Source organism: Ancylobacter rudongensis (assembly GCF_900100155.1).
Lineage (GTDB): Bacteria > Pseudomonadota > Alphaproteobacteria > Rhizobiales > Xanthobacteraceae > Ancylobacter > Ancylobacter rudongensis.
In genome coordinates this window covers 101,988-120,302 of record NZ_FMTP01000009.1, presented here as the reverse complement: position 1 = coordinate 120,302, position 18,315 = coordinate 101,988, and the positions used below count along the sequence as shown (strand labels likewise).

The window sequence follows — 18,315 nt, the reverse complement described above, 5'->3', positions numbered from 1 at the left end:
TAGGATTCTGCCATGGGTGAGCCGGGAGCGCCGACCATGACTGACCGTGCCGAACACCGTGCCGACGACATCGCCATCCTGCGGGAGCTGGAGCGCAAGATCCTCTGGCTGGCGACATGGACGATCCACAACGCCAACCATCTCCGCCCCAACGCGGACGGGCTGAAGGTGGGCGGCCATCAGGCGTCCTCGGCCTCCATGGCGACCATCATGACCGCGCTCTACCTCAAGGCGCTGCGGCCGCAGGACCGGGTGGCGGTGAAGCCGCATGCGAGCCCGGTCTTTCACGCCATCCAGTACCTGTTCGGCACGCAGACGCGGGAAAAGCTGGAGAATTTCCGCGCCTACAAGGGCGCGCAGTCCTATCCCTCCCGCACCAAGGACAGTGACGACGTCGATTTCTCCACCGGCTCGGTCGGGCTTGGCGTGGCGCAGACCTTGTTCGCCTCGCTGGTGCAGGACTATTTGGCCGCCAAGGGGCTGGGAGAGGGCCCCGAGGGCAAGATGATCGCGCTCGTCGGCGATGCCGAGATGGACGAGGGCAACATCTTCGAGGCGCTGCTGGAGGGCTGGAAGCACGGCCTGCGCAACACCTGGTGGATCGTCGACTACAACAGGCAGAGCCTCGACGCCGTGGTGCGCGAGGGGCTGTGGGAGCGGTTCGAATCGATCTTCCGCAGCTTTGGCTGGGATGTGGTGATCCTGAAATACGGCCAGTTGCAGCAGGCGGCATTCAAGGAGAAAGGCGGCGAGGCGCTGCGCCGCTGGATCGATACCTGCCCCAACCCGCTCTATTCGGCGCTGACCTTCCAGGGCGGCAAGGCGTGGCGCAAGCGGCTGATGGACGATATCGGCGACCAGGGCGACGTCACAGCGCTGATCGAGCGGCGGAGCGACGAGGAGCTGGCGGCCTTGATGGGCAATCTCGGCGGGCATGATCTGCCCTCGCTGATCGAGGCTTTCGAAGCGGCCCGCACGCATGACCGTCCGGTCTGCTTCATCGCCTACACCATCAAGGGCTTCGGCCTGCCGCTGGCCGGCCACAAGGACAACCATGCCGGGCTGATGACGCCGACACAGGTCGAGGCGCTGCGCGCCCGCCACAATGTGCGCGAAGGGCACGAATGGGACCTGTTCGAGGGGCTCAGCGCCCCGCCTGCGGCGCTGCAGGCGTTTCTCGACGCGGTGCCGTTCCGCACCGGGGGCACGCGCCGTCACCAGCCGGCAAAGATCGAGGTGCCGGCCGCGCTCGACGTGCCGCTGCAGCCCGCCATGTCGACCCAGCAGGGTTTCGGCCTGCTGCTGAACGAGATCGGCAAGCGCGACGATCTGTTCGCCCGCCGCGTCGTCACCACCTCGCCCGATGTCACCGTCTCGACCAATCTCGGCGCCTGGGTGAACCGGCGCAAGCTGTTCGCCCGCGAGGAACTGGCCGACACCTTCAAGAAGGAGCGAATCCCCTCGACCTATAATTGGGAATTCGGCCCCGCCGGCCAGCACCTGGAACTCGGCATCGCCGAGATGAACCTGTTCACGATGCTCTCGGCACTCGGCCTGTCGCATTCCCTGTTTGGCGAGCGGCTTCTGCCCATCGGCACGCTGTACGATCCCTTCATCGAGCGCGGGCTCGATGCGCTGAACTATGCCTGCTACCAGGACGCCCGCTTCATCCTCGCTGCCACCCCTTCCGGGGTGACGCTGGCGCCGGAAGGCGGCGCGCACCAGTCCATCGCCACGCCGCTGATCGGCATGGCGCAGGACGGGCTGGCAAGCTTCGAGCCGGCCTTTGTCGACGAACTCGCGGTGATCCTGCGCTTTGCCTTCCAGCATGCGCAGGCGGAAGATGGCGGCTCGACCTATCTGCGCCTCTCCACCCGCACCATCGAGCAGCCGCGCCGGGCCATTGACACGGCGCTGGCGGCGGACATCGTGGCCGGCGGCTACTGGCTGCGCCGGCCGGGACCGAATGCGCAGGTGGTGATCGCCTATGCCGGCGCGCTGGCGCCGGAAGCGATCGAGGCGGTGGGGCTGATCGCCGAGGACCGGCGCGATGTCGGCCTGCTCGCTGTCACCTCGGCCGACCGTCTGCATGCTGGCTGGACGGCGGCGCAGCGCGCCCGCGAGGCTGGCGATGCCGGCGCGAAGGCACATGTGGAGACGCTGCTCGACGCTGTGCCGCCAGGCTGCGCCATTATCAGCGCGGTGGATGGTCACCCGGCGACTCTGGGCTGGCTCGGCTCGGTGCATGGCCACCGCGCCCGCGCGCTCGGCGTGGAGCATTTCGGCCAGACCGGGACCATCGCCGATCTCTACCGGCACTTCGGCATCGACGCGCAGGGCATGGTGCGGGCAGTGCAGGCCATCGTACCGGGCCGGCCGATCCGCCATCTGCGCGCGGTGGGCTGATACCACGTCGCCGCCTGCGCTTCCCATCCCCACCGACGCGGCGTAACAAGGCGACCGGGCAACGCCGCGACCGCCCTGTCGCGGCAGCGGGGAACGGGCGTGGCGCGGCGTATCTTCATATCCGGCACCGCCGGCTTCATCGGCTTCCACCTCGCGCGCCTGCTGCTGGCGCAGGGGTGGCGCGTGCACGGCTATGACGGCCTGACGGACTATTACGATGTCCGCCTCAAGCAGCGCCGCCACGCGATGCTGGCGCAGAACGAAGCCTTCGCCGCCACCGAGGCGATGCTGGAGGATGTCGACACGCTCCAGCGCACGGTCGAGGCGTTCCAGCCGGATGTCATCGTCCATCTCGCCGCCCAGGCGGGCGTGCGCTACAGCCTGGAAAACCCGCGCGCCTATATCGACGCCAACATCCTCGGCACCTTCAATGTGATGGAATGCGCGCGGGCGGTGCCGGTGCAGCATCTGCTCATGGCCTCGACCTCCTCGGTCTACGGCGCCAATGAGGACATGCCGTTCCGCGAGACCGACAAGGCCGATACGCCGCTGACCATCTATGCCGCCACCAAGAAGGCGACCGAGGCGATGGGGCATTCCTATGCCCATATTTACGGCCTGCCGACCACCCTGTTCCGCTTCTTCACGGTCTATGGCCCCTGGGGCCGGCCGGACATGGCGCTGTTCAAGTTCACGCGCGGCATTCTCCAAGGCACGCCAATCGACATCTACAATCACGGCGAGATGTGGCGCGACTTCACCTATGTCGACGACCTCGTGCGCGGCATCGGACTGCTGATCGACACGGTGCCGCCTTTGCCCGGCGCGCGCGGCGAGCCGATCCCGGGCGACAGCCTGAGCCCGGCAGCCCCTTTCCGCGTGGTCAATATCGGCAATTCCGACAAGGTGCGCCTGCTCGACTTCGTCGAGGCCATCGAGGCCGAGATCGGCACCAAGGCGATCCGCAACTATCTGCCGATGCAGCCCGGCGACGTGCCCGCCACCTTCGCCGATGCCAGCCTGATCCAGGCGCTCACCGGCTTTCGTCCGAACACGCCGATCCGCGAGGGTGTGGCGCGGTTCGTCGCCTGGTACCGGGACTATTACGGGGTGTGAGCCGCCGCGTGCCGCTCAGGCCGGGTCGCGCGCGGCCATGGCGTCGCGCAGCAGCGCGGCCATCTGTCCGGTCCCCTGCGCGAAGCAGAGATGCTCGTCATAGTAGCGGCGGCCATTGTCGCCGAGCGTTGCCAATTGGTCCGGATCGAGCGCCGCCAACCTTTCCACCGCCGCCGCGAGCGCGCGGGCATCCTCGGGCGGCGCGACGACCCCCGCGCCGGCCCGCCGGATGAGTGCGGCCGCATCGCCCGCGACGGCCATGAGGATCGGCTTGCCGGCGGCGAGATAGGCCTGCGTCTTCGAGGGCACGGTGATGGCAAAGAGCGGATCATCCTTCAGATGAACCAGCAGGACATCCGCCGCCGCCAGCCAGGGGCCGACCTCAGCTTTCGACACGCGCGGGAAAAACCGGACATTGGAGAGCGCGCGCGCGGCGGCGGCCTGTTCGAGCCTCTTCGCCTCAAGCCCCTCACCCAGAAAACAGAAGTCGACCTGCGGGTGCGCGTCAATCAGCAGGGCTGCGGCGTCGAGCACCGTGTCGAGCCCCTGCGCCGGCCCCATGTTTCCGGCGAAGAGAATGCGAAAGCGACCCGGCATGGCGAAGGCGTCTGGCGGGGCGGTGGCGACCCCGCTGCCATCGGCTTCGTCGGCCCAATTGTAGATCACGGAGATCCGCTCGGCCGGCACGCCCCGCTGGACCAGCAGCCCGCGAAACCCTTCGGAGAGAACACTGATCCGGTCGGCCCGGCGCCAGGTCCAGCGGCATATGGCACCGATGAACCGCAGGGCCCGCTCATTGCGGATCATGCCGGTGGCGCGCAGCGTGTCCGGCCACATATCCTGCACGTCGAGCACCAATGGGATGCGGTGCAGGCGCCGCGCCACCACGGCAGAAAGTGCGACGGTCAGGGGTGGATGATACGCATAGAGAACATCGGCGCGGCGGGCGCGGAAGAGCAGATAGAACGTCGCGGAGAGGAAGAAGCTGACATAGTTCAGCACGCGGCCGATCCGGCTGCGGTCATGGCTGGGATAGAGCGCCAGCCGGGTCACGGCGACGCCCTCGATCCGCTCGCGCAGCAGCGGCCGGATGCGGTAGCCGTCATAGACCTTGCCGCCGGGATAGTTTGGGAAACCAGTCACGACCTCGACGTCGAATCCGAGCGCGTCGATACGCTGGGCGAAAGCCAACCCCTTCATTGCCGGCTCGGGATCGAAAAACTGCGTTAGCAGGATCAGCCGTGGCCGCTTCGCGCTGCTCGTGGAAGCGGAGGTCGTCATGGGATCAGCTCGCGTTCGCCCTGATCCCGTCCCAGCCATTGGAGAGTGGCGCCGTGCCGAGGATGAGGCTCGCCACCCGCTCCGAGGTGTTGGTGACGGCGTAGTCGTCCGGCAGGGGGCAGCGCTCGCCCCGTGCCGCGCGGGCGGCGAACAGGCGGGTGGCGACCTCGACGCCGCGCAGAATGGCGGCGCGGGAGAGCCCCGTGACCATGATCGATCCAGTGTCGAGCGCCTCTGGCCGCTCGATGGCGTCGCGCGGGGTGATGGCGGGGAAATTCAGCAGCGAGGCCTCCTCGGCGATGGTGCCGCTGTCGGAGATGGCGCAGAAGGCATTCATCTGCAGGTGGTTGTAGTCGTGAAAGCCGAACGGCTTCATGAAGCTCACCCGCTCATCCGCCACCAGCCCGGCCGCTTCCAGCCGTTTGCGGGTGCGCGGATGGGTGGAGACGATCACCGGCTTCTCGTAGCGCACCGCCAGCTCCGACAAGGCACCCACCAGTTCGCCAAGGCGTTCGCGGCTGTCGACATTCTCCTCGCGGTGCAGCGAGACGATGAAATAGCCGCGCGGGACGAGCCCCAGCCGCTGCAGAACGTCGGAGGCCTCGATGCGCGGGCGGTAATGCTCCAGCACTTCGCGCATCGGCGAGCCGGTGAGATAGATGCGCCGGTGCGGCAGGCCTTCCGAAATGAGATGCCGGCGGGCATGCTCGGTATAGACGAGATTGAAATCGGCGATGTGATCGACCAGCCGGCGGTTGGTCTCTTCCGGCACATTGCCGTCAAAGGAGCGGTTGCCGGCTTCCATGTGGTAGACGGGGATCTTCATCCGCCGCGCCATGAGCGCCGAGATCGCGGAATTGGTGTCGCCGAGAATGAGCACGGCATCGGGGCGCTCGGCGGCGAGCACCTTCTCGCTCTCGATCAGGATCTTGCCCAGCGTCTCGCCCAGCGAGCCGCCGCCGGTGCCGAGAAAATGGTCCGGCCGGCGCACGCCGAGATCCTCGAAGAACACCTCGTTCAGCTCGTAGTCGTAGTTTTGGCCGGTATGAACGAGGCGATGGTCGCAGAACTCGTCCAGACGCGCCATGACGCGCGAGAGGCGGATAATCTCGGGCCGCGTGCCCAATATCGTCATGACCTTGAGCATTGTCTCACCCCAGAACCGGATCGGCATAAGTGTCGGGCGCGGCGGGGTCGAACACCGCCTGAGTCCAGAACAGCGTCAGCAGCGGCGTCGTGCCGACATTCTCGATGCTGTGCGTGTGCAAGGTGGGCATGTCGACGGCGGCGGGCTGGTGCCCATCGACGCGGTACTCCCACACGGGGCCATCAGGCACGCGGCGGATGCGGATGACCGCCTGCCCCTCCAGCACCAGAAAGCGTTCCACCTTGTCGAGGTGGAAGTGATTGCCGCGCGTGACGCCCGGCTCGGTCCAGCTGAGGAAGGTCTGCCCGCCGCCGCCGCCCTTGGCCGCCTCGAACAGAACCCCACGCGCGTCCGTGTTCAGTTTCAGCGGGCGCGGAAAGCCATCGGGATAGAGCGCGGCGCGGTAGCTGTTGAACAGAGCGAGATCGAACGGGTCCGACAGGTTCGGGAACAGGTTGGCGCCATAGGCGGCGTGCATGTCCTGGAGCCGCGCCAGCAGCTCGCCAACGCCCATCGGGCGCGGCGCGGGCCGAAGCTCGCCCAATACCCCGCCCTCACAGGCGCCGATCGCCGCTTCCACCGCCGCCCCGGCATGGAGCAGTTGCACCCGCCCTTCGGGGTTCACCTCGGGCGTCTCCCCCCGCATCACCTGGTGGATGAAGGTGGCGGTGACATTGTTGTAGAAGGGCCGCGCGCCCTCGCCGAAAATGTGCGGCAGGACGAGATTGGTGAAGCGCGACGTGGCGGCGGCAAGGATCTCGCCCGCCCGGCGCTTGGAGCGGCCATAGGGCGTGTCGGACGCGGCATGGGTGGAATTGGCGTAGACGATATGCGGCGCGGCCCCGCTCGTCGCGCAGGCTCCGGCGAGGCGGTTCGCGATCTCAATATTGCCGGCCTCGACCTCGGCCTCGGTGCCGCGGTTGACGCCGGCGAAATGCAGCACCGCCGCCGCACCTTCCACCGCCCCGCCAAGGCGGGCCGGATCGTTGAACGTCGCGCGGTCGAGGGGTACCAGATCATAGGGCGCCGGCTCGCCGCGGAACCGGGCCGCGCAGTTGCGGGCGTGGAGGCGGACAAGGCAGTGCCAGCCGAGCAGCCCGCCCGCCCCGGTGACGACGATGCGTGTCGCCCCCGGCGCCATGCCCTCACCCACGCGCATAGACATCGCGCAACTCCCGTACCAACGTCGGCCAGTCCGGCGGGGAGTAACCTACCGCCGCCCGAAAACGGTGCGAAAGCAGGGAACGATCAATCACCGGCTCGTCCGTCGGCACAATCTCGATCGACTTGCCGTAGACATCGGCAACGATTCGCAGCAGCGTGTCCTTGCTGATGGGCGCGGCCGAGACATGATAGACGCCGCGCAGATGTGCGTTCGGCACCACATGCCGGGCTATGACACGGGCCAGCTCGACGGTGGTCAGGCCCGAGAAGATCGCCCTTCTGTAACCGCGGACAACCCCCTCTTGCGCCAGAAACCAGTCGAACAGGCCATGATGGCTGTCGAGCTCATGGCCGACGATGGAGGTGCGCAAGGTGACCCCATGCGGGTAGTCCACCTCGCCGAGCAGCTTGCTGCGCCCGTACAAATCGGTCGCGTCAGGAAAATCGTCTTCGGTGTAGTTCCCGCGCGTGCCGTCGAACACGCAGTCCGTGCTGATCTGGACAAGGCGCGCGCCGGCCTCCTGGCACAGTCGGGCCAGCTGGTGCGGCAGCAGCGCGTTGATCGGCAGGGCCACCAGAGGGTCATCTGCATTGGCGAGCTGCTTGACCACGCCGACGGCATTGATGACCGCATCCGGCGCAACCTGAGCCAGAATCGCGCGCAGCGCATCGAGATCGTGAACATCCCCGATCCGCAGGTAGCGCTCGGGGGCCAGACACGGGAAGCTCTCCGCTGAAAACGGGCGACGGGCGACGCCATACACGTCAAGGCCCTCAGCCGGCAGAACGCGCGCCATAGCGTTGCCGAGCATGCCGCTCGCACCAACAACAAGAACCTTCATGCAGCCCTCATTCCCGCGCCTTGCCCGCAGCTCACGCCGCCCAGCCCTCGATCTCCGCGACGACTTCCGGCAGCGACAGCAGCAGCGTCTTCACCCCCGCCACATCCAGCCGCTCGGTATTGTGCGAATGGTAATCGTGCTGGTCGACGGTGTCGGTGTCGCCTTCGACGAAATAGTGGCGATAGTTGAGATCGCGCCCGTCCATGCTGACACGGAAATAGTCGCCCATATCCTCGCTCTTGGTGAGTTCCTGGGCGCTGACCAGCGTCTCGAACAGCTTCTCGCCATGGCGCCAGCCAATGACCTCGACCGGGTGGTCGGGGCGGTCGAACAGTTCCTTCAGCGCCGTGATAAGGTCGGCAATGGTGGAGGCCGGCGCCTTGCGCACGAACAGGTCGCCCTGGCGGGCATGCTCGAAGGCATGGTGGACCAGTGCCACCGAGTCGCGCAGCGGCATCAGGAAGCGCGTCATGCTCGGCTCGGTCACGGTGATGGGCAGCCCCGCCTTGATCTGGCGGATGAACAGCGGAATGACCGAGCCGCGCGAGCACATCACATTGCCATAGCGCACGAGCGAAATCGTCGTGGCGGCCTCGGCGCCGATCGAGCGGGCGGTGGCCTGCGCCAGCTTCTCCATCATCGCCTTGGAGATACCCATGGCGTTGACCGGGAACACCGCCTTGTCGGTGGACAGGCAGACCACCGAACGCACGCCCGCCGCCACCGCCGAACGCACCACATTCTCCGAGCCGAGAATGTTGGTGCGGACCGCTTCCAGCGGAAAGAACTCGCAGGAGGGCACCTGCTTCAGCGCCGCCGCATGGAAGACGCGGGTGGCGCCGGCCATCGCACGATCGACACTGTCGCGGTCGCGCACATCGCCGATATAGAAGCGGACATTGCCGCTACGCAGCGTGCCGCGCAGCATGTCCTGCTTTTCCTCGTCGCGGCTGAACACACGGACTTCCGGGCAGCCGCGGCGCAGCAGGTCCTGCAGCATGGTCCGCCCGAAGGAGCCGGTGCCCCCGGTGATCAAAACGCGCTCGTGCTGCATGCCCCTGCCTCTCGTCACGCCCTGTCTACTTCACCAACCCGAGAGATGCCACCCGTTTGCCTGCCCACGAGCGCGGCGCGGAACAGCTTTCTGTTGGCGAGAATGTCGGCCTGCTGGCGCGGCCCCTGCCGGACAAACGCCGCCGCCCGCGCGCGGCGGGCAAGCGCCGCCTCGGCCGGCTCGGCCGCCATCGCCTCGATGCGGGCGGCGAAGGCGGCGGGATCACGGAGCGGCAGATCGTCGCCGACGCCCGCCGCCGCCAGTCCCCGCCAGGGCGTGGTGTCGGCGATCAGCACCGGCGTTCCCGCGGCCAGGGATTCGGCGATGACATGGCCGTAATTCTCACCACGGGTTGGAAAGAAGAACAGATCATGAGCGGCAAAGGTCTCGGCGATGCGTTCCGGCGGCAGCGGACCGATCCAGTCGATCTCTATGTGGGGGCCAAGATCCTTTGCCAGCGTCCGGCAGAGCCGGGCGTGGTTGACATCCTCGTCGGGGCCGCAAATGGTGAACCGCGCCGGCGCCCGCACCTGCGCGAGAACCCTGAGCGCGTAATCCAGGTTCTTCTTCGGCGAGATGCGGCTGAGGAACACGATGCGCAGCGGGGCGCCGGGCCGGCGCGCGAGGTGAGGAGGTGGCGGCTCAACGCGCTCCACCGGCAGGTCGCAGGCCACCCTCACCTCGGCCTGCGGCCCGATGACGGCGGCGATGTCGCGCGCCTCGAAATCCGAAGAAGCCTGCCAGCACAGGTCGCGGAACAGGCCGGCCGCCCTGCCGGCGGCGAGATAGCCGCGCTTCTTGAACGCCTTCAGCGCCAGCGCGCCGGCGGAGAACTCGCCGCGCGGCGCCAGTACGGTCGGCCGGCGCGGAATCCGCCCGAAACGGCGCGCCAGCAGCGGCACGATGCTGAAGCGTGGGGAGAAGAAGCTGTTGAGGTACAGCACGTCGTGCGGCGTCTGCGCAATGAGGCGGGTGATCGCCCCCGGCCCCTGGTGGGCCGGGGAAATATAGCGCACGAGCGCCGGGCCCACCGACACCCAGCAGTCGGGCTCCACCCCGGGATAGGCGCAGGCATCGCCGAGATCGCGGTCGGTGGACAGGATGCGGAAGTCGAACTCGTCCGACAAATGATCGACCAGGTGAGCGAGGCTGCGAATGGGGCCGCCGGCGCGAAAACCTGGAAGATAGTTCCCGATGGTGGCGAGGATGACCGGACGGCGCGAGGCCGTGCCAGAGTTTGAGGAGAAACTCTGCGGCTCAGGAACGTGCGGCATGCACCGTCTCGCGCGCGTCGACCCGCCCCAGCAGCCGGCAGAAGCGCCGCGCCATCTCCTCCGTGTTGAATTCCTGCTCGGCCACGCGCACGGCGGCCAGCGACCAGCTGGCGTCCACCTCGGTCACGGCAAGTGCCTCCGCGATCACGCTCGCCAGCGCGACCGGATTGTCACGCTCGAAGGACAGGCCGCAACGGGCACTCAGGAACGCCGCGATCTCCGGCATGTGCTGCCAGCGCTCGCCATGAACCACCACGGGCAGCCCATAGGCCATGGCGTGAAGGAGGCTGAGGCCGACCCCGCCGGGATAGACGAACAGGCGGCAGCGGTTGGCGATGGCGGCGATCTCGCCCTCATCGGTCATGCCGCCATGCCACAGGATCCGGTCATCGAGCCGCAGCCGGCGGGCCTTTTCTTCCAGTGCCTTCCTCTCCTCGCCGTCGCCGACGATCTCCAGCCGGACATCGGCCAGTTCGGGTCGGGCGAGCGCGTCGAGCAGGGTGCCAAGTTCGGCCTTGGCGGTGAGCCGGCCGATAAAGAGCAGGGAGCGGGCGCGCTGCCCCGGCACGTAAGGCGCCCGCAAGGCGAGGATCGGCGTGACATTGATGCCGTTGTTCAGCGCGTCAACCGGACGCCGGTCGTCGCGCCCCAGGCCCTTGCGATACGCATCGACCTCTTCGTCGGTATAGAACAGGACGGCATGGCTGAGCTTCATCAGAAGCAGGCGGAGCAGGAAGCGATGGGTGCGGCTGGTGCTGCTCCAATACTGCCCCCACCACACGGTCCGCGCTCCGCGCAAGCGCGCCCAGACCAGCATCAGCATGTTGGACAGATTGCGCGGGGCACCGGACAGGACGACGAGATCCCCTTTGCCGACGCGCGTCGTCAGCACGCCCGGCTGCCAGTCCAGACCCGGCAGCAGGGTCCGCATGGCCGGCAGACGACGCGCCCAGGGATAGCTGGTATCGTCCTTCGTCAGAACGCCCAATTGACCGGGCGAGTGCAGCACTTCCACCGGACATTCGAGACTTCTGGCCAGCCGCTCGAACAGGTCGATCCGATAATTTGGCAGCGTCGGCTGAAAGATCACCACACGCGAGGCGCTCATAGACAACGTATTCTCCTGCGCGAGGATGAAGTCAGCCCCGCATTGCGCCCGGCATTAAATAAGGGCCATTTCTCTACCATGTCGGGCGACCTAATCGAGGCGGGTAGACCGACCTTGCCCGTGCCGCTTCCCCCACTAAAGCCGCGCTGGACGTCCCAAACGAGAGGATCAAACCGATCGCACACCACATAAAGGTGGAGCCGTAGAGCGATCCCGAAAACTGCGCACCGACCAGATACTGGATGAACAGCAGGCTCGGCCATCCATACTGAGGGAACCGCCGGAACAGGACAGCCGTGCGATAGCACAACGCAATGAGCACGATAACGAACAGCGAGCCGAAGAACAGGCCAAGCGCCATATACGCTTCGACGATGACGTTATGTGGGTAGCTGCGCGTCGAAGGGTCTTCCAGCGCGCCGCCGAGCCACGGGTTGGTCAGGAAAACCTCGAACGCGCTCCCGAACAGATCGACCCGCGACGATTGTTGGGCATGCTGCTCCAGCGATTGGCCGAACAGGCGCGAGAAGGCGTTGATGTTCTGGGTTTCTTGGAGGTAGAGCGAAAGTGGCACGATCGCCAGCGCCCCAACGACAAGAAACGCCATTACCGCGAATTTGTAGCGGAAGCTCACAAAGCACAGCAAGAACAGAAAACACGCCAGGACGGCGAGTACAGGGCCGCGCGAATTTGCCGCCAAGAGCACATAACAGCCGATAGCGAGCCCCGCCAACAGGAGCAGCCGGCGCGAGCCGCGCGACCACGGGCGATGAAACAGCAGGGCCCAGGCCGAGAGTTCCACCAGCATGGCCCCGAGATGGCCGAGGGCGATAGGGTTCAGCGCCTCAAGCCGCATGCGACCGGATTCATATTCCATCCCCGGTTCGGTACCGACAGTGCCCGTGGCGAGGAACATGGACAGGAAGCAGGCCGCGAAGGTCGCCAGATACAGCCAGCGGAAGTAATCGTCCGCCTGCTCGGGACGGCTCGTCTTCATCGCCAGGCCGAGCATGGGAACCAGGCTGCCGCCGATCGCCCACACCCAGTAATAGGATATCGCATTGCCGAGAAAGGCCGGATCGTAAAGGGTATCGAAGTAAAGACGGGCGGTGTAGGCGAGCCAGAAGACACCCAGAGCGACGAGCAGCAGGCCGGACGAACGTTCACGCCGGCTCGCGATCCCCGCCAGGATCAGCACCAGTGCCAGACCGAAATTAAGCCCCCGCAACGCTATGGAGAGCGGCGTATTGGGAAGGCCCGTGATGGTGGAGAACGCCGCCACTAGGGGATAGCCCGGGAACGACATCAGCAGAACCGCGAGGTAGATGTAGTCAACCTTAGGCTTTGCCCGCTGCGCTCCCGGCGATGCCGCCATGCGATACTGCGTCAGACCTGAATTCACGCCTTCACGCTCCCGCCGATCATCGCACCCCCGCCGAAGCGTGACGAAGCCCCCACGCTGGCCGCAAAACGGTCGCCCGATAGCTCCCGTTCATAACATACTTTCTCGACGCCATGCGTGTCAGGCGTATCGTGGCATCAGCTCGTCGCGGACATAGCGCAGGAAGGGCGCCGCCTGCGCATCGATGTTCAGTTCCTCCTGATGATAGCGAAGCGAGGCCGCCCGCATCCGATCGAGCGTGGCGCGATCCGACAGCGCCGCCACCAGCTGGTCGGCACCGGCCTCGGGGTTGGTCGGGTCGAAGACCAGCGAAATTTCCCGCGGCAGAAACGCAAGGCCGGGATTTCCGGCATAGGCAACCGCCAGCCCGGCCGCAACATATTCGCCGATCTTGTTGGACGCGGTCGATTGGAAGTAATTGTAGTCGTAGTCCTGCTCCGCCATCGGCGCCCAATGCAGACCGACATCGTAACCACTCAGCGTGTCGAGCAGTTGCGCCTTCTCGACCCGTTCACGTACCGTGTAAAGGGGATGCGACAGCAGCGCCCGAGCAATGGCGCGGTTCTCATCCTGATGGGGAAAGTACCAGTCGACCGAGATACCGTGCGAACACAGTCGCCCGAGAAAACGCGACAGCCGCTCGCGGTTCAATCCCAGAACATATTTGGAGCTCGTGAATACAACCCGGGCCGGACCTTGGTGTGGCAGGAAACTGGCGCCCTCACGGAGGGGTGGCGCATGCCTCAAAATAAACGGCTTCGCCGTCATCTTTGGCCAGTCCTCCCGGCGGAAACGACAGAGTACGTCGCAGCACTCAAGCTGCACATCGATATAGCCACTCACGAATTTTACTAATTTCATGTACCGTCTATGACGGTCATGATCAAAGAAATAGCTAGCAATACGCACATTTCTATTGATCAATTTATATAACAAACTCGGAACAATGAACTCATGCTCAGCTATTATAAAATCTGGGTTTATGTTCTTCAATATGGAAACGATCTTATCATTTCCCGATCTAAACCAAGGAATACGGCGACCAATTCCAATAGGCAAATTGAAATTTCTAACATTAAGGCCCAGAGAGGAGCGATACTTACTCTCAATTTCGGATCTTGATATATAGAAAACTTCTGGACCAGAAGCGTGGAGCCTCAATGCTAGATCATGGAATCCGGGATACATGTTGGCGTCATGAATAGCGACCATGGCGATTTTCATGTTGCGCGCGTCCTCCACTCTTCCCGCACTTTTATACGCCCTGTCAAAGGGCCAGAAATCCTGACCATGATTTTGAATCGACGCCAGGCGCCACCGAGAATGCTCTCGGGAAAAACACCCATCCCCTTGAAATCAAATCAAAAATATAAATTTTTCGCAAAAATACTTTGTCTTTCAGGATAGAAAAAAAGAAAATCTGTAGTTCATCACATCTTTATCGATCTCTTTATCAAGTAAATCTTGTCGCGCCTGAATGCACTTGTCGGTGAACAGCATATCTATCAATTCTCTAACGCAATCAATGATATCACTCCCTTCTAGGGATGGGCACGCCACCCCAAACGGCAACCTCTGCATCAATGTCGTAACTTCCGTATAGGCCGGAGCATGATGAAAGACGGCCAATCCGGCTATCGCATAGGCCGACAACTTGCTTGGAAACGATGTCCTTGCCACCGTTTCATGACTCGAATCGAACCAATAGGGCAGATACCCGATATCCATTTCGGACAGTATGCTCATTGCCTCTTGAAACGATTTCCGGCCGAGAAAATTAACCCCAGTCGACCGCCGAGCGCCCGTAACGGGAAAATCACCTATAAAGCTAACTTTGATCTTTATATTATCTAACTTGAATCCAACCGACTCAAGAGCGGAAATGAAACAATTCCACTCCATCTTTGAATAAAGAGATCCAGCAAATACTATATTTATTTCATTTTTATTTACAGAACTTTTCCTGGAGTAAATGTTCTTTATATCTATCCCATGCCGAATAATATTCGAGCATACGCCATATTTCGCTGCGTACATTTCCTGCATATTTCGACCGATGACGGAAATCCGCCGCGCCTTCTTAAGCAAAACACCGAAACGTTCCATCAGTTCGTGCTGGAATGACGGGTCAAGTCCGAGATTATACGCGGAATAGGAAGGATCATCCCACACCATGACCCGAAGATCTCGCCCCATGGCCGCGAGACGTTCGGCGACCAGGATGACTTCCGGGCTTGAGGCGGTAATCCAGATTGTCTTGGCGCCCAAGGCGTCCGCCGCCGCCGACACAGCCGCCACACGCCGATCCAGCGAAAAAATGCCGAACAAGCGCAACCGCAATGCATGAAAGAAAGGAACGCGGTTGGACGTAGCACGGGCAAGGCTGCCGAAGCGCCCGCCCATCACACCATTCTCCATCAGATATTGGGGCTCGCGCTGAACCACAATGTCGAGTGGCGACGAACTCAACAGTTCCCTGAGAAAGAGAGCCCCGATGCCGTTTGTGTCGAGATCCACCGGGGTCAGCAACAAGATTGGCGGACGCCGGACGGTATCACCCGCCTCGTCACCGCCGGGAGCTTGCTCGGTATGCTCCTTCTCCTGGCCCCCAGGCCGCCCGCTCATGGCGCCACCTTCTCCTGCACGAGGGCATGGCCGCCTTCCAGCCTCACGACCATGTCGCAGCCTTCGAGCGTCGAGAGGCGGTGCGCGATGATGAGGATAGTGAGTTCCCGGTCGAGCCGTTCAATGGCCCGCATCACCGCCGCTTCGGTGTCATTATCGAGCGCGCTGGTCGCTTCGTCCAGCACCAGCACCGAGGCCTGCTTGTAGAGCGCGCGGGCAATGCCGATGCGCTGGCGCTGGCCGCCGGAAAGCTGGATGCCACGCTCGCCCACCCGGGTGTCATAGCCGTCGGGCAGCCCCTCGATCACCTCGACCAGTTCCGCCTGCTCGGCGGCCCGGCGAACGCGCTCGAAATCGATGTCGGCGGGCCGCAGCCCGAAGGCGATATTCTCGGCGATGCTGGCATCGGAAAGAAAGATCGACTGCGGAACGTGGGCGATGTGGCGCTGCCAGGCATGGCAGTTGGCGGCGGTCAGGGCCACGCCGTCGACGCGGATCTCGCCCACGGTCGGCTCCAGCAGGCCGATGATGATGTCCATCAGCGTCGACTTGCCGCTGCCGGTCTTGCCCACGATGCCGACGCGCGCGCCCCGCGGAATGCGCAGGCTCACATCGACCAGCGCCGAGCGCCCGCCCTCGATGTAACAATAGCCGATGCTGTCGATGGTGAGGTCGCTGCGAAAGTCGACGGTCACGTCCCCCGGCGGCGGCGGCACGCGTCGCCGTAGCAATTCGGCGAGGTCGAACAGCGCCTGCCGGTTGCCGGTCGTGGTAGCCCAGCCCGCATAGATCTGCTGCAGCAAGGGAAGCAGCCGCTGCGCGCCAAGTGCCAGCGCGCCAAGAGTTGGCAGAACCTGCGTCAGCCCGCCCGCGCCGAGCGAGGCGACACAGGCCACAACGGCGACCACGACGACCCCCAGCCCCTCGATGACATAGCGCGGAGCTGTCGCCGCGAGCGCCGTCGACGCGCGGGTATCGCGAATATCCGCTTCCGCCCGGTCATAAGCCTCAGTGAACACCGATTGCGAGCGGTCGAGGAGAATGTCGCGAATGCCGCCGAGCCCCTCCTGCATGACCTTGACCCGCACTCCCTGCGCGCGGGCGGCTAGCAGGCTGTTGCGATGCAGCTGCGCGCGGCTGATTATCGAGGTGCCAAGATAGATGCTCGTCAGCGCCACCCCCGACGCGAGGGCGACCACCGGATCGATCCACACCAATCCACCGACGATGAACAGGGCGAGCACCACCGCCACCCCCGCCTGCATGAGCGGCAGCAGGATCTCACCCGTGACCTGATGAGCCTTGTTCACCGCGCCCAGCACCTCGCTTGAGTTCTGGCGTGTGTGATAGATGTAATCCTGATGCAGCGTCTGGAAGAACAGCCGCGAACCCAATTCATAGGCGACGCCGAAAACGAAGTTCATCGTCTTCTTCAGAAGCGCCAGCCGGATCAAGGCCGCGAAGAGAACGCAGAGCGAGAAAAGGCCCGTCGCCACATACATCCAGCTCCTCGGCGTGTCGGCGCCCAGCAACGAGAACAGCCGCGTCAGAAGCGGAAACCGCCCGATCGATTCAGGCTCCGCGATGATCGAGAGGAAAACGACGACCGCGCCGAGATTGAACAATTCCGCAAAGGCACCGACCAGCATCAGACCCAACAGCGGCACGGTCGACCGGCGTCGTGCCGGACTCAATTCGCTGAAAAGCAGGCGCCCCGCTCGAAACAGCGTGTTGTCGGGTGTTGATCGTTTCACGCCTGAATCACCGCTTCTTCATCACCGGAAAGGTCTCCTCCAACATCGGCGTTGCCGTCGTGCTGGCACGACGGCGCTCGTTGGTCCCGTTCTCCCGACAGAGCGCGCAACTGCGATGACATCACCGCCTGGAATCGTCCCGCGAGCGCTGTTTTCCAGCGCCTTTCACGGGGTCCTTCTGGCACGGCGTGTGCCGTGAGGCAATCGCCCATGCCGAGCGCCTTTGTCCCGCAAAGCCGCGCACCGCTGCGCGACCTTCCTTGCCTGCCTTTGTCATTCCGATTATCGGTGGACCGGTAGTGCTGCCCACGATTGTAAACGAAGCTTGCTGGGCCGGCCGGCTGAGCTCCCTTTGAAACAGGACGGATGACTGGCATGATTGACCGCAAGAGTACGAGTGTGTTTGCCCGTGCCGGGCGTTTTGCAAATGCCCTCATTCACAACGAGCGCCAGCAGGCCTGGTACCACCGGGTTGAGCGTGAATATTCGCGCTTAGGTCAGGATCAAAAGTTCGACTGGAACTGGAAGGCTACCCATTACAACCGTATCGCCCTGCTCACGACGCTTGCGGCTCGTCATCCGGAATCGGCCTATCTGGAGATTGGATGCTTCAAGAACGCGCTTTTTGACTCACTCCCGCTGCCGGTAAAGGTCGGCGTCGACCCTGTCCAAGGTGGAACGGTCCGTGCTACTTCCGATGAGTTCTTTGCCAGCAATACCCAGAAATTCGACCTCATCTTTATCGATGGTCTGCATACCTATGAACAGGTCCACCGCGATGTCGCCAATTCACTGAAGGCGATCAATCCGGGCGGTTGGATCGCCATGCACGACATGTTGCCCGGCGAGGTGATGGAGCAGCACGAGCCGTTTATCAGGACGGGTCGCGACTGGGTGGGGCAGGGCTGGAAGGTGGCGTTTGAACTGCTCAAGACCGAGGGCGTCGACTTCAAGATCGTGAAAATCGATCATGGCGTCGGTGTTATCCGTGTCATCACGCCCGGCACCGAGTTGGCCGACCTCAGCGGCCCCTTGAATGGGCCTCAGTTTCCCTATTTCTGCGAGAATTACACCCGCCTGCCGCTTGTAACGTGGGACGAAGCACTGCCTTGGCTGCGCACGGCCTGAGGCACACACCGCCT

14 protein-coding genes are annotated in these 18,315 nt (G+C 64.0%); 3 read left to right on the top strand and 11 right to left on the bottom strand.

Translation table 11 applies throughout. From position 1 onward, the window contains the following. The first annotated feature begins 36 nt into the window (after window positions 1-36). Together BLO63_RS18725 and BLO63_RS18720 are read left to right on the top strand one after the other, a co-directional pair. Window positions 37-2,406, top strand: a complete 2,370-nt coding sequence (locus BLO63_RS18725; protein ID WP_091443830.1) for a transketolase — start codon at window positions 37-39, stop codon at window positions 2,404-2,406. 99 nt (window positions 2,407-2,505) lie between these two features. Beyond that, window positions 2,506-3,522 (top strand): NAD-dependent epimerase/dehydratase family protein, encoded by a 1,017-nt coding sequence (locus BLO63_RS18720; protein WP_091443827.1) that lies wholly within the window; start codon window positions 2,506-2,508, stop codon window positions 3,520-3,522. Window positions 3,523-3,537: 15 nt separating this feature from the next. Here the strand turns inward: BLO63_RS18720 and BLO63_RS18715 are convergent, their stop codons facing one another. The 11 genes from BLO63_RS18715 to BLO63_RS18665 form a co-directional block, all read right to left on the bottom strand. Beyond that, complete coding sequence (locus BLO63_RS18715) at window positions 3,538-4,722, bottom strand: glycosyltransferase family 4 protein (RefSeq protein WP_244517974.1); 1,185 nt, start codon at window positions 4,720-4,722, stop codon at window positions 3,538-3,540. 85 nt (window positions 4,723-4,807) lie between these two features. Beyond that, the gene (gene wecB, locus BLO63_RS18710) at window positions 4,808-5,950 is read right to left on the bottom strand and encodes a non-hydrolyzing UDP-N-acetylglucosamine 2-epimerase (RefSeq protein WP_091443821.1); all 1,143 of its coding nucleotides are present in this window, start codon (window positions 5,948-5,950) and stop codon (window positions 4,808-4,810) included. Between the two features lie 4 nt (window positions 5,951-5,954). Then, the gene (locus tag BLO63_RS18705; protein WP_244517972.1) at window positions 5,955-7,115 is read right to left on the bottom strand and encodes a polysaccharide biosynthesis C-terminal domain-containing protein; all 1,161 of its coding nucleotides are present in this window, start codon (window positions 7,113-7,115) and stop codon (window positions 5,955-5,957) included. Beyond that, window positions 7,096-7,956: a dTDP-4-dehydrorhamnose reductase family protein gene (locus tag BLO63_RS18700; RefSeq protein WP_091443819.1), complete on the bottom strand. Its 861-nt coding sequence runs from the start codon at window positions 7,954-7,956 to the stop codon at window positions 7,096-7,098. Before BLO63_RS18700 ends, BLO63_RS18705 begins: the two co-directional genes overlap by 20 nt. Before the next feature lie 31 nt (window positions 7,957-7,987). Beyond that, entirely contained in the window at window positions 7,988-9,010 is a 1,023-nt protein-coding gene (locus tag BLO63_RS18695) for a polysaccharide biosynthesis protein (protein ID WP_091443817.1), read from the bottom strand. 14 nt (window positions 9,011-9,024) lie between these two features. Continuing rightward, window positions 9,025-10,284 (bottom strand): glycosyltransferase, encoded by a 1,260-nt coding sequence (locus BLO63_RS18690; protein ID WP_244517971.1) that lies wholly within the window; start codon window positions 10,282-10,284, stop codon window positions 9,025-9,027. Then, the gene (locus tag BLO63_RS18685; RefSeq protein ID WP_091443815.1) at window positions 10,268-11,392 is read right to left on the bottom strand and encodes a glycosyltransferase family 4 protein; all 1,125 of its coding nucleotides are present in this window, start codon (window positions 11,390-11,392) and stop codon (window positions 10,268-10,270) included. Before BLO63_RS18685 ends, BLO63_RS18690 begins: the two co-directional genes overlap by 17 nt. 73 nt (window positions 11,393-11,465) lie before the next feature. Beyond that, the gene (locus BLO63_RS18680) at window positions 11,466-12,794 is read right to left on the bottom strand and encodes an O-antigen ligase family protein (RefSeq protein WP_143007085.1); all 1,329 of its coding nucleotides are present in this window, start codon (window positions 12,792-12,794) and stop codon (window positions 11,466-11,468) included. Between the two features lie 120 nt (window positions 12,795-12,914). Then, window positions 12,915-14,018: a glycosyltransferase gene (locus BLO63_RS21000; protein WP_143007084.1), complete on the bottom strand. Its 1,104-nt coding sequence runs from the start codon at window positions 14,016-14,018 to the stop codon at window positions 12,915-12,917. A gap of 174 nt (window positions 14,019-14,192) precedes the next feature. Next, complete coding sequence (locus BLO63_RS18670) at window positions 14,193-15,419, bottom strand: glycosyltransferase family protein (RefSeq protein ID WP_091443808.1); 1,227 nt, start codon at window positions 15,417-15,419, stop codon at window positions 14,193-14,195. Then, complete coding sequence (locus BLO63_RS18665) at window positions 15,416-17,086, bottom strand: ABC transporter ATP-binding protein (protein WP_244517969.1); 1,671 nt, start codon at window positions 17,084-17,086, stop codon at window positions 15,416-15,418. Before BLO63_RS18665 ends, BLO63_RS18670 begins: the two co-directional genes overlap by 4 nt. A gap of 462 nt (window positions 17,087-17,548) precedes the next feature. Between BLO63_RS18665 and BLO63_RS18660 the strand changes: the two genes are divergently transcribed. Next, entirely contained in the window at window positions 17,549-18,301 is a 753-nt protein-coding gene (locus BLO63_RS18660) for a class I SAM-dependent methyltransferase (protein ID WP_091443958.1), read from the top strand. The last annotated feature ends 14 nt before the right edge of the window (window positions 18,302-18,315 follow it).

What these genes read in the sequence shown, in the direction of transcription:
- BLO63_RS18715 (WP_244517974.1), bottom strand. Translation starts at nt 4,722, where the DNA reads ATGAAGGGGTTGGCTTTCGCCCAGCGTATCGACGCGCTCGGATTCGAC.
- BLO63_RS18660 (WP_091443958.1), top strand. Translation starts at nt 17,549, where the DNA reads ATGATTGACCGCAAGAGTACGAGTGTGTTTGCCCGTGCCGGGCGTTTT.
- BLO63_RS18725 (WP_091443830.1), top strand. Translation starts at nt 37, where the DNA reads ATGACTGACCGTGCCGAACACCGTGCCGACGACATCGCCATCCTGCGG.
- BLO63_RS18695 (WP_091443817.1), bottom strand. Translation starts at nt 9,010, where the DNA reads ATGCAGCACGAGCGCGTTTTGATCACCGGGGGCACCGGCTCCTTCGGG.
- BLO63_RS18705 (WP_244517972.1), bottom strand. Translation starts at nt 7,115, where the DNA reads ATGTCTATGCGCGTGGGTGAGGGCATGGCGCCGGGGGCGACACGCATC.
- BLO63_RS18700 (WP_091443819.1), bottom strand. Translation starts at nt 7,956, where the DNA reads ATGAAGGTTCTTGTTGTTGGTGCGAGCGGCATGCTCGGCAACGCTATG.
- BLO63_RS18690 (WP_244517971.1), bottom strand. Translation starts at nt 10,284, where the DNA reads ATGCCGCACGTTCCTGAGCCGCAGAGTTTCTCCTCAAACTCTGGCACG.
- BLO63_RS21000 (WP_143007084.1), bottom strand. Translation starts at nt 14,018, where the DNA reads ATGAAAATCGCCATGGTCGCTATTCATGACGCCAACATGTATCCCGGA.
- BLO63_RS18685 (WP_091443815.1), bottom strand. Translation starts at nt 11,392, where the DNA reads ATGAGCGCCTCGCGTGTGGTGATCTTTCAGCCGACGCTGCCAAATTAT.
- BLO63_RS18670 (WP_091443808.1), bottom strand. Translation starts at nt 15,419, where the DNA reads ATGAGCGGGCGGCCTGGGGGCCAGGAGAAGGAGCATACCGAGCAAGCT.
- wecB (WP_091443821.1), bottom strand. Translation starts at nt 5,950, where the DNA reads ATGCTCAAGGTCATGACGATATTGGGCACGCGGCCCGAGATTATCCGC.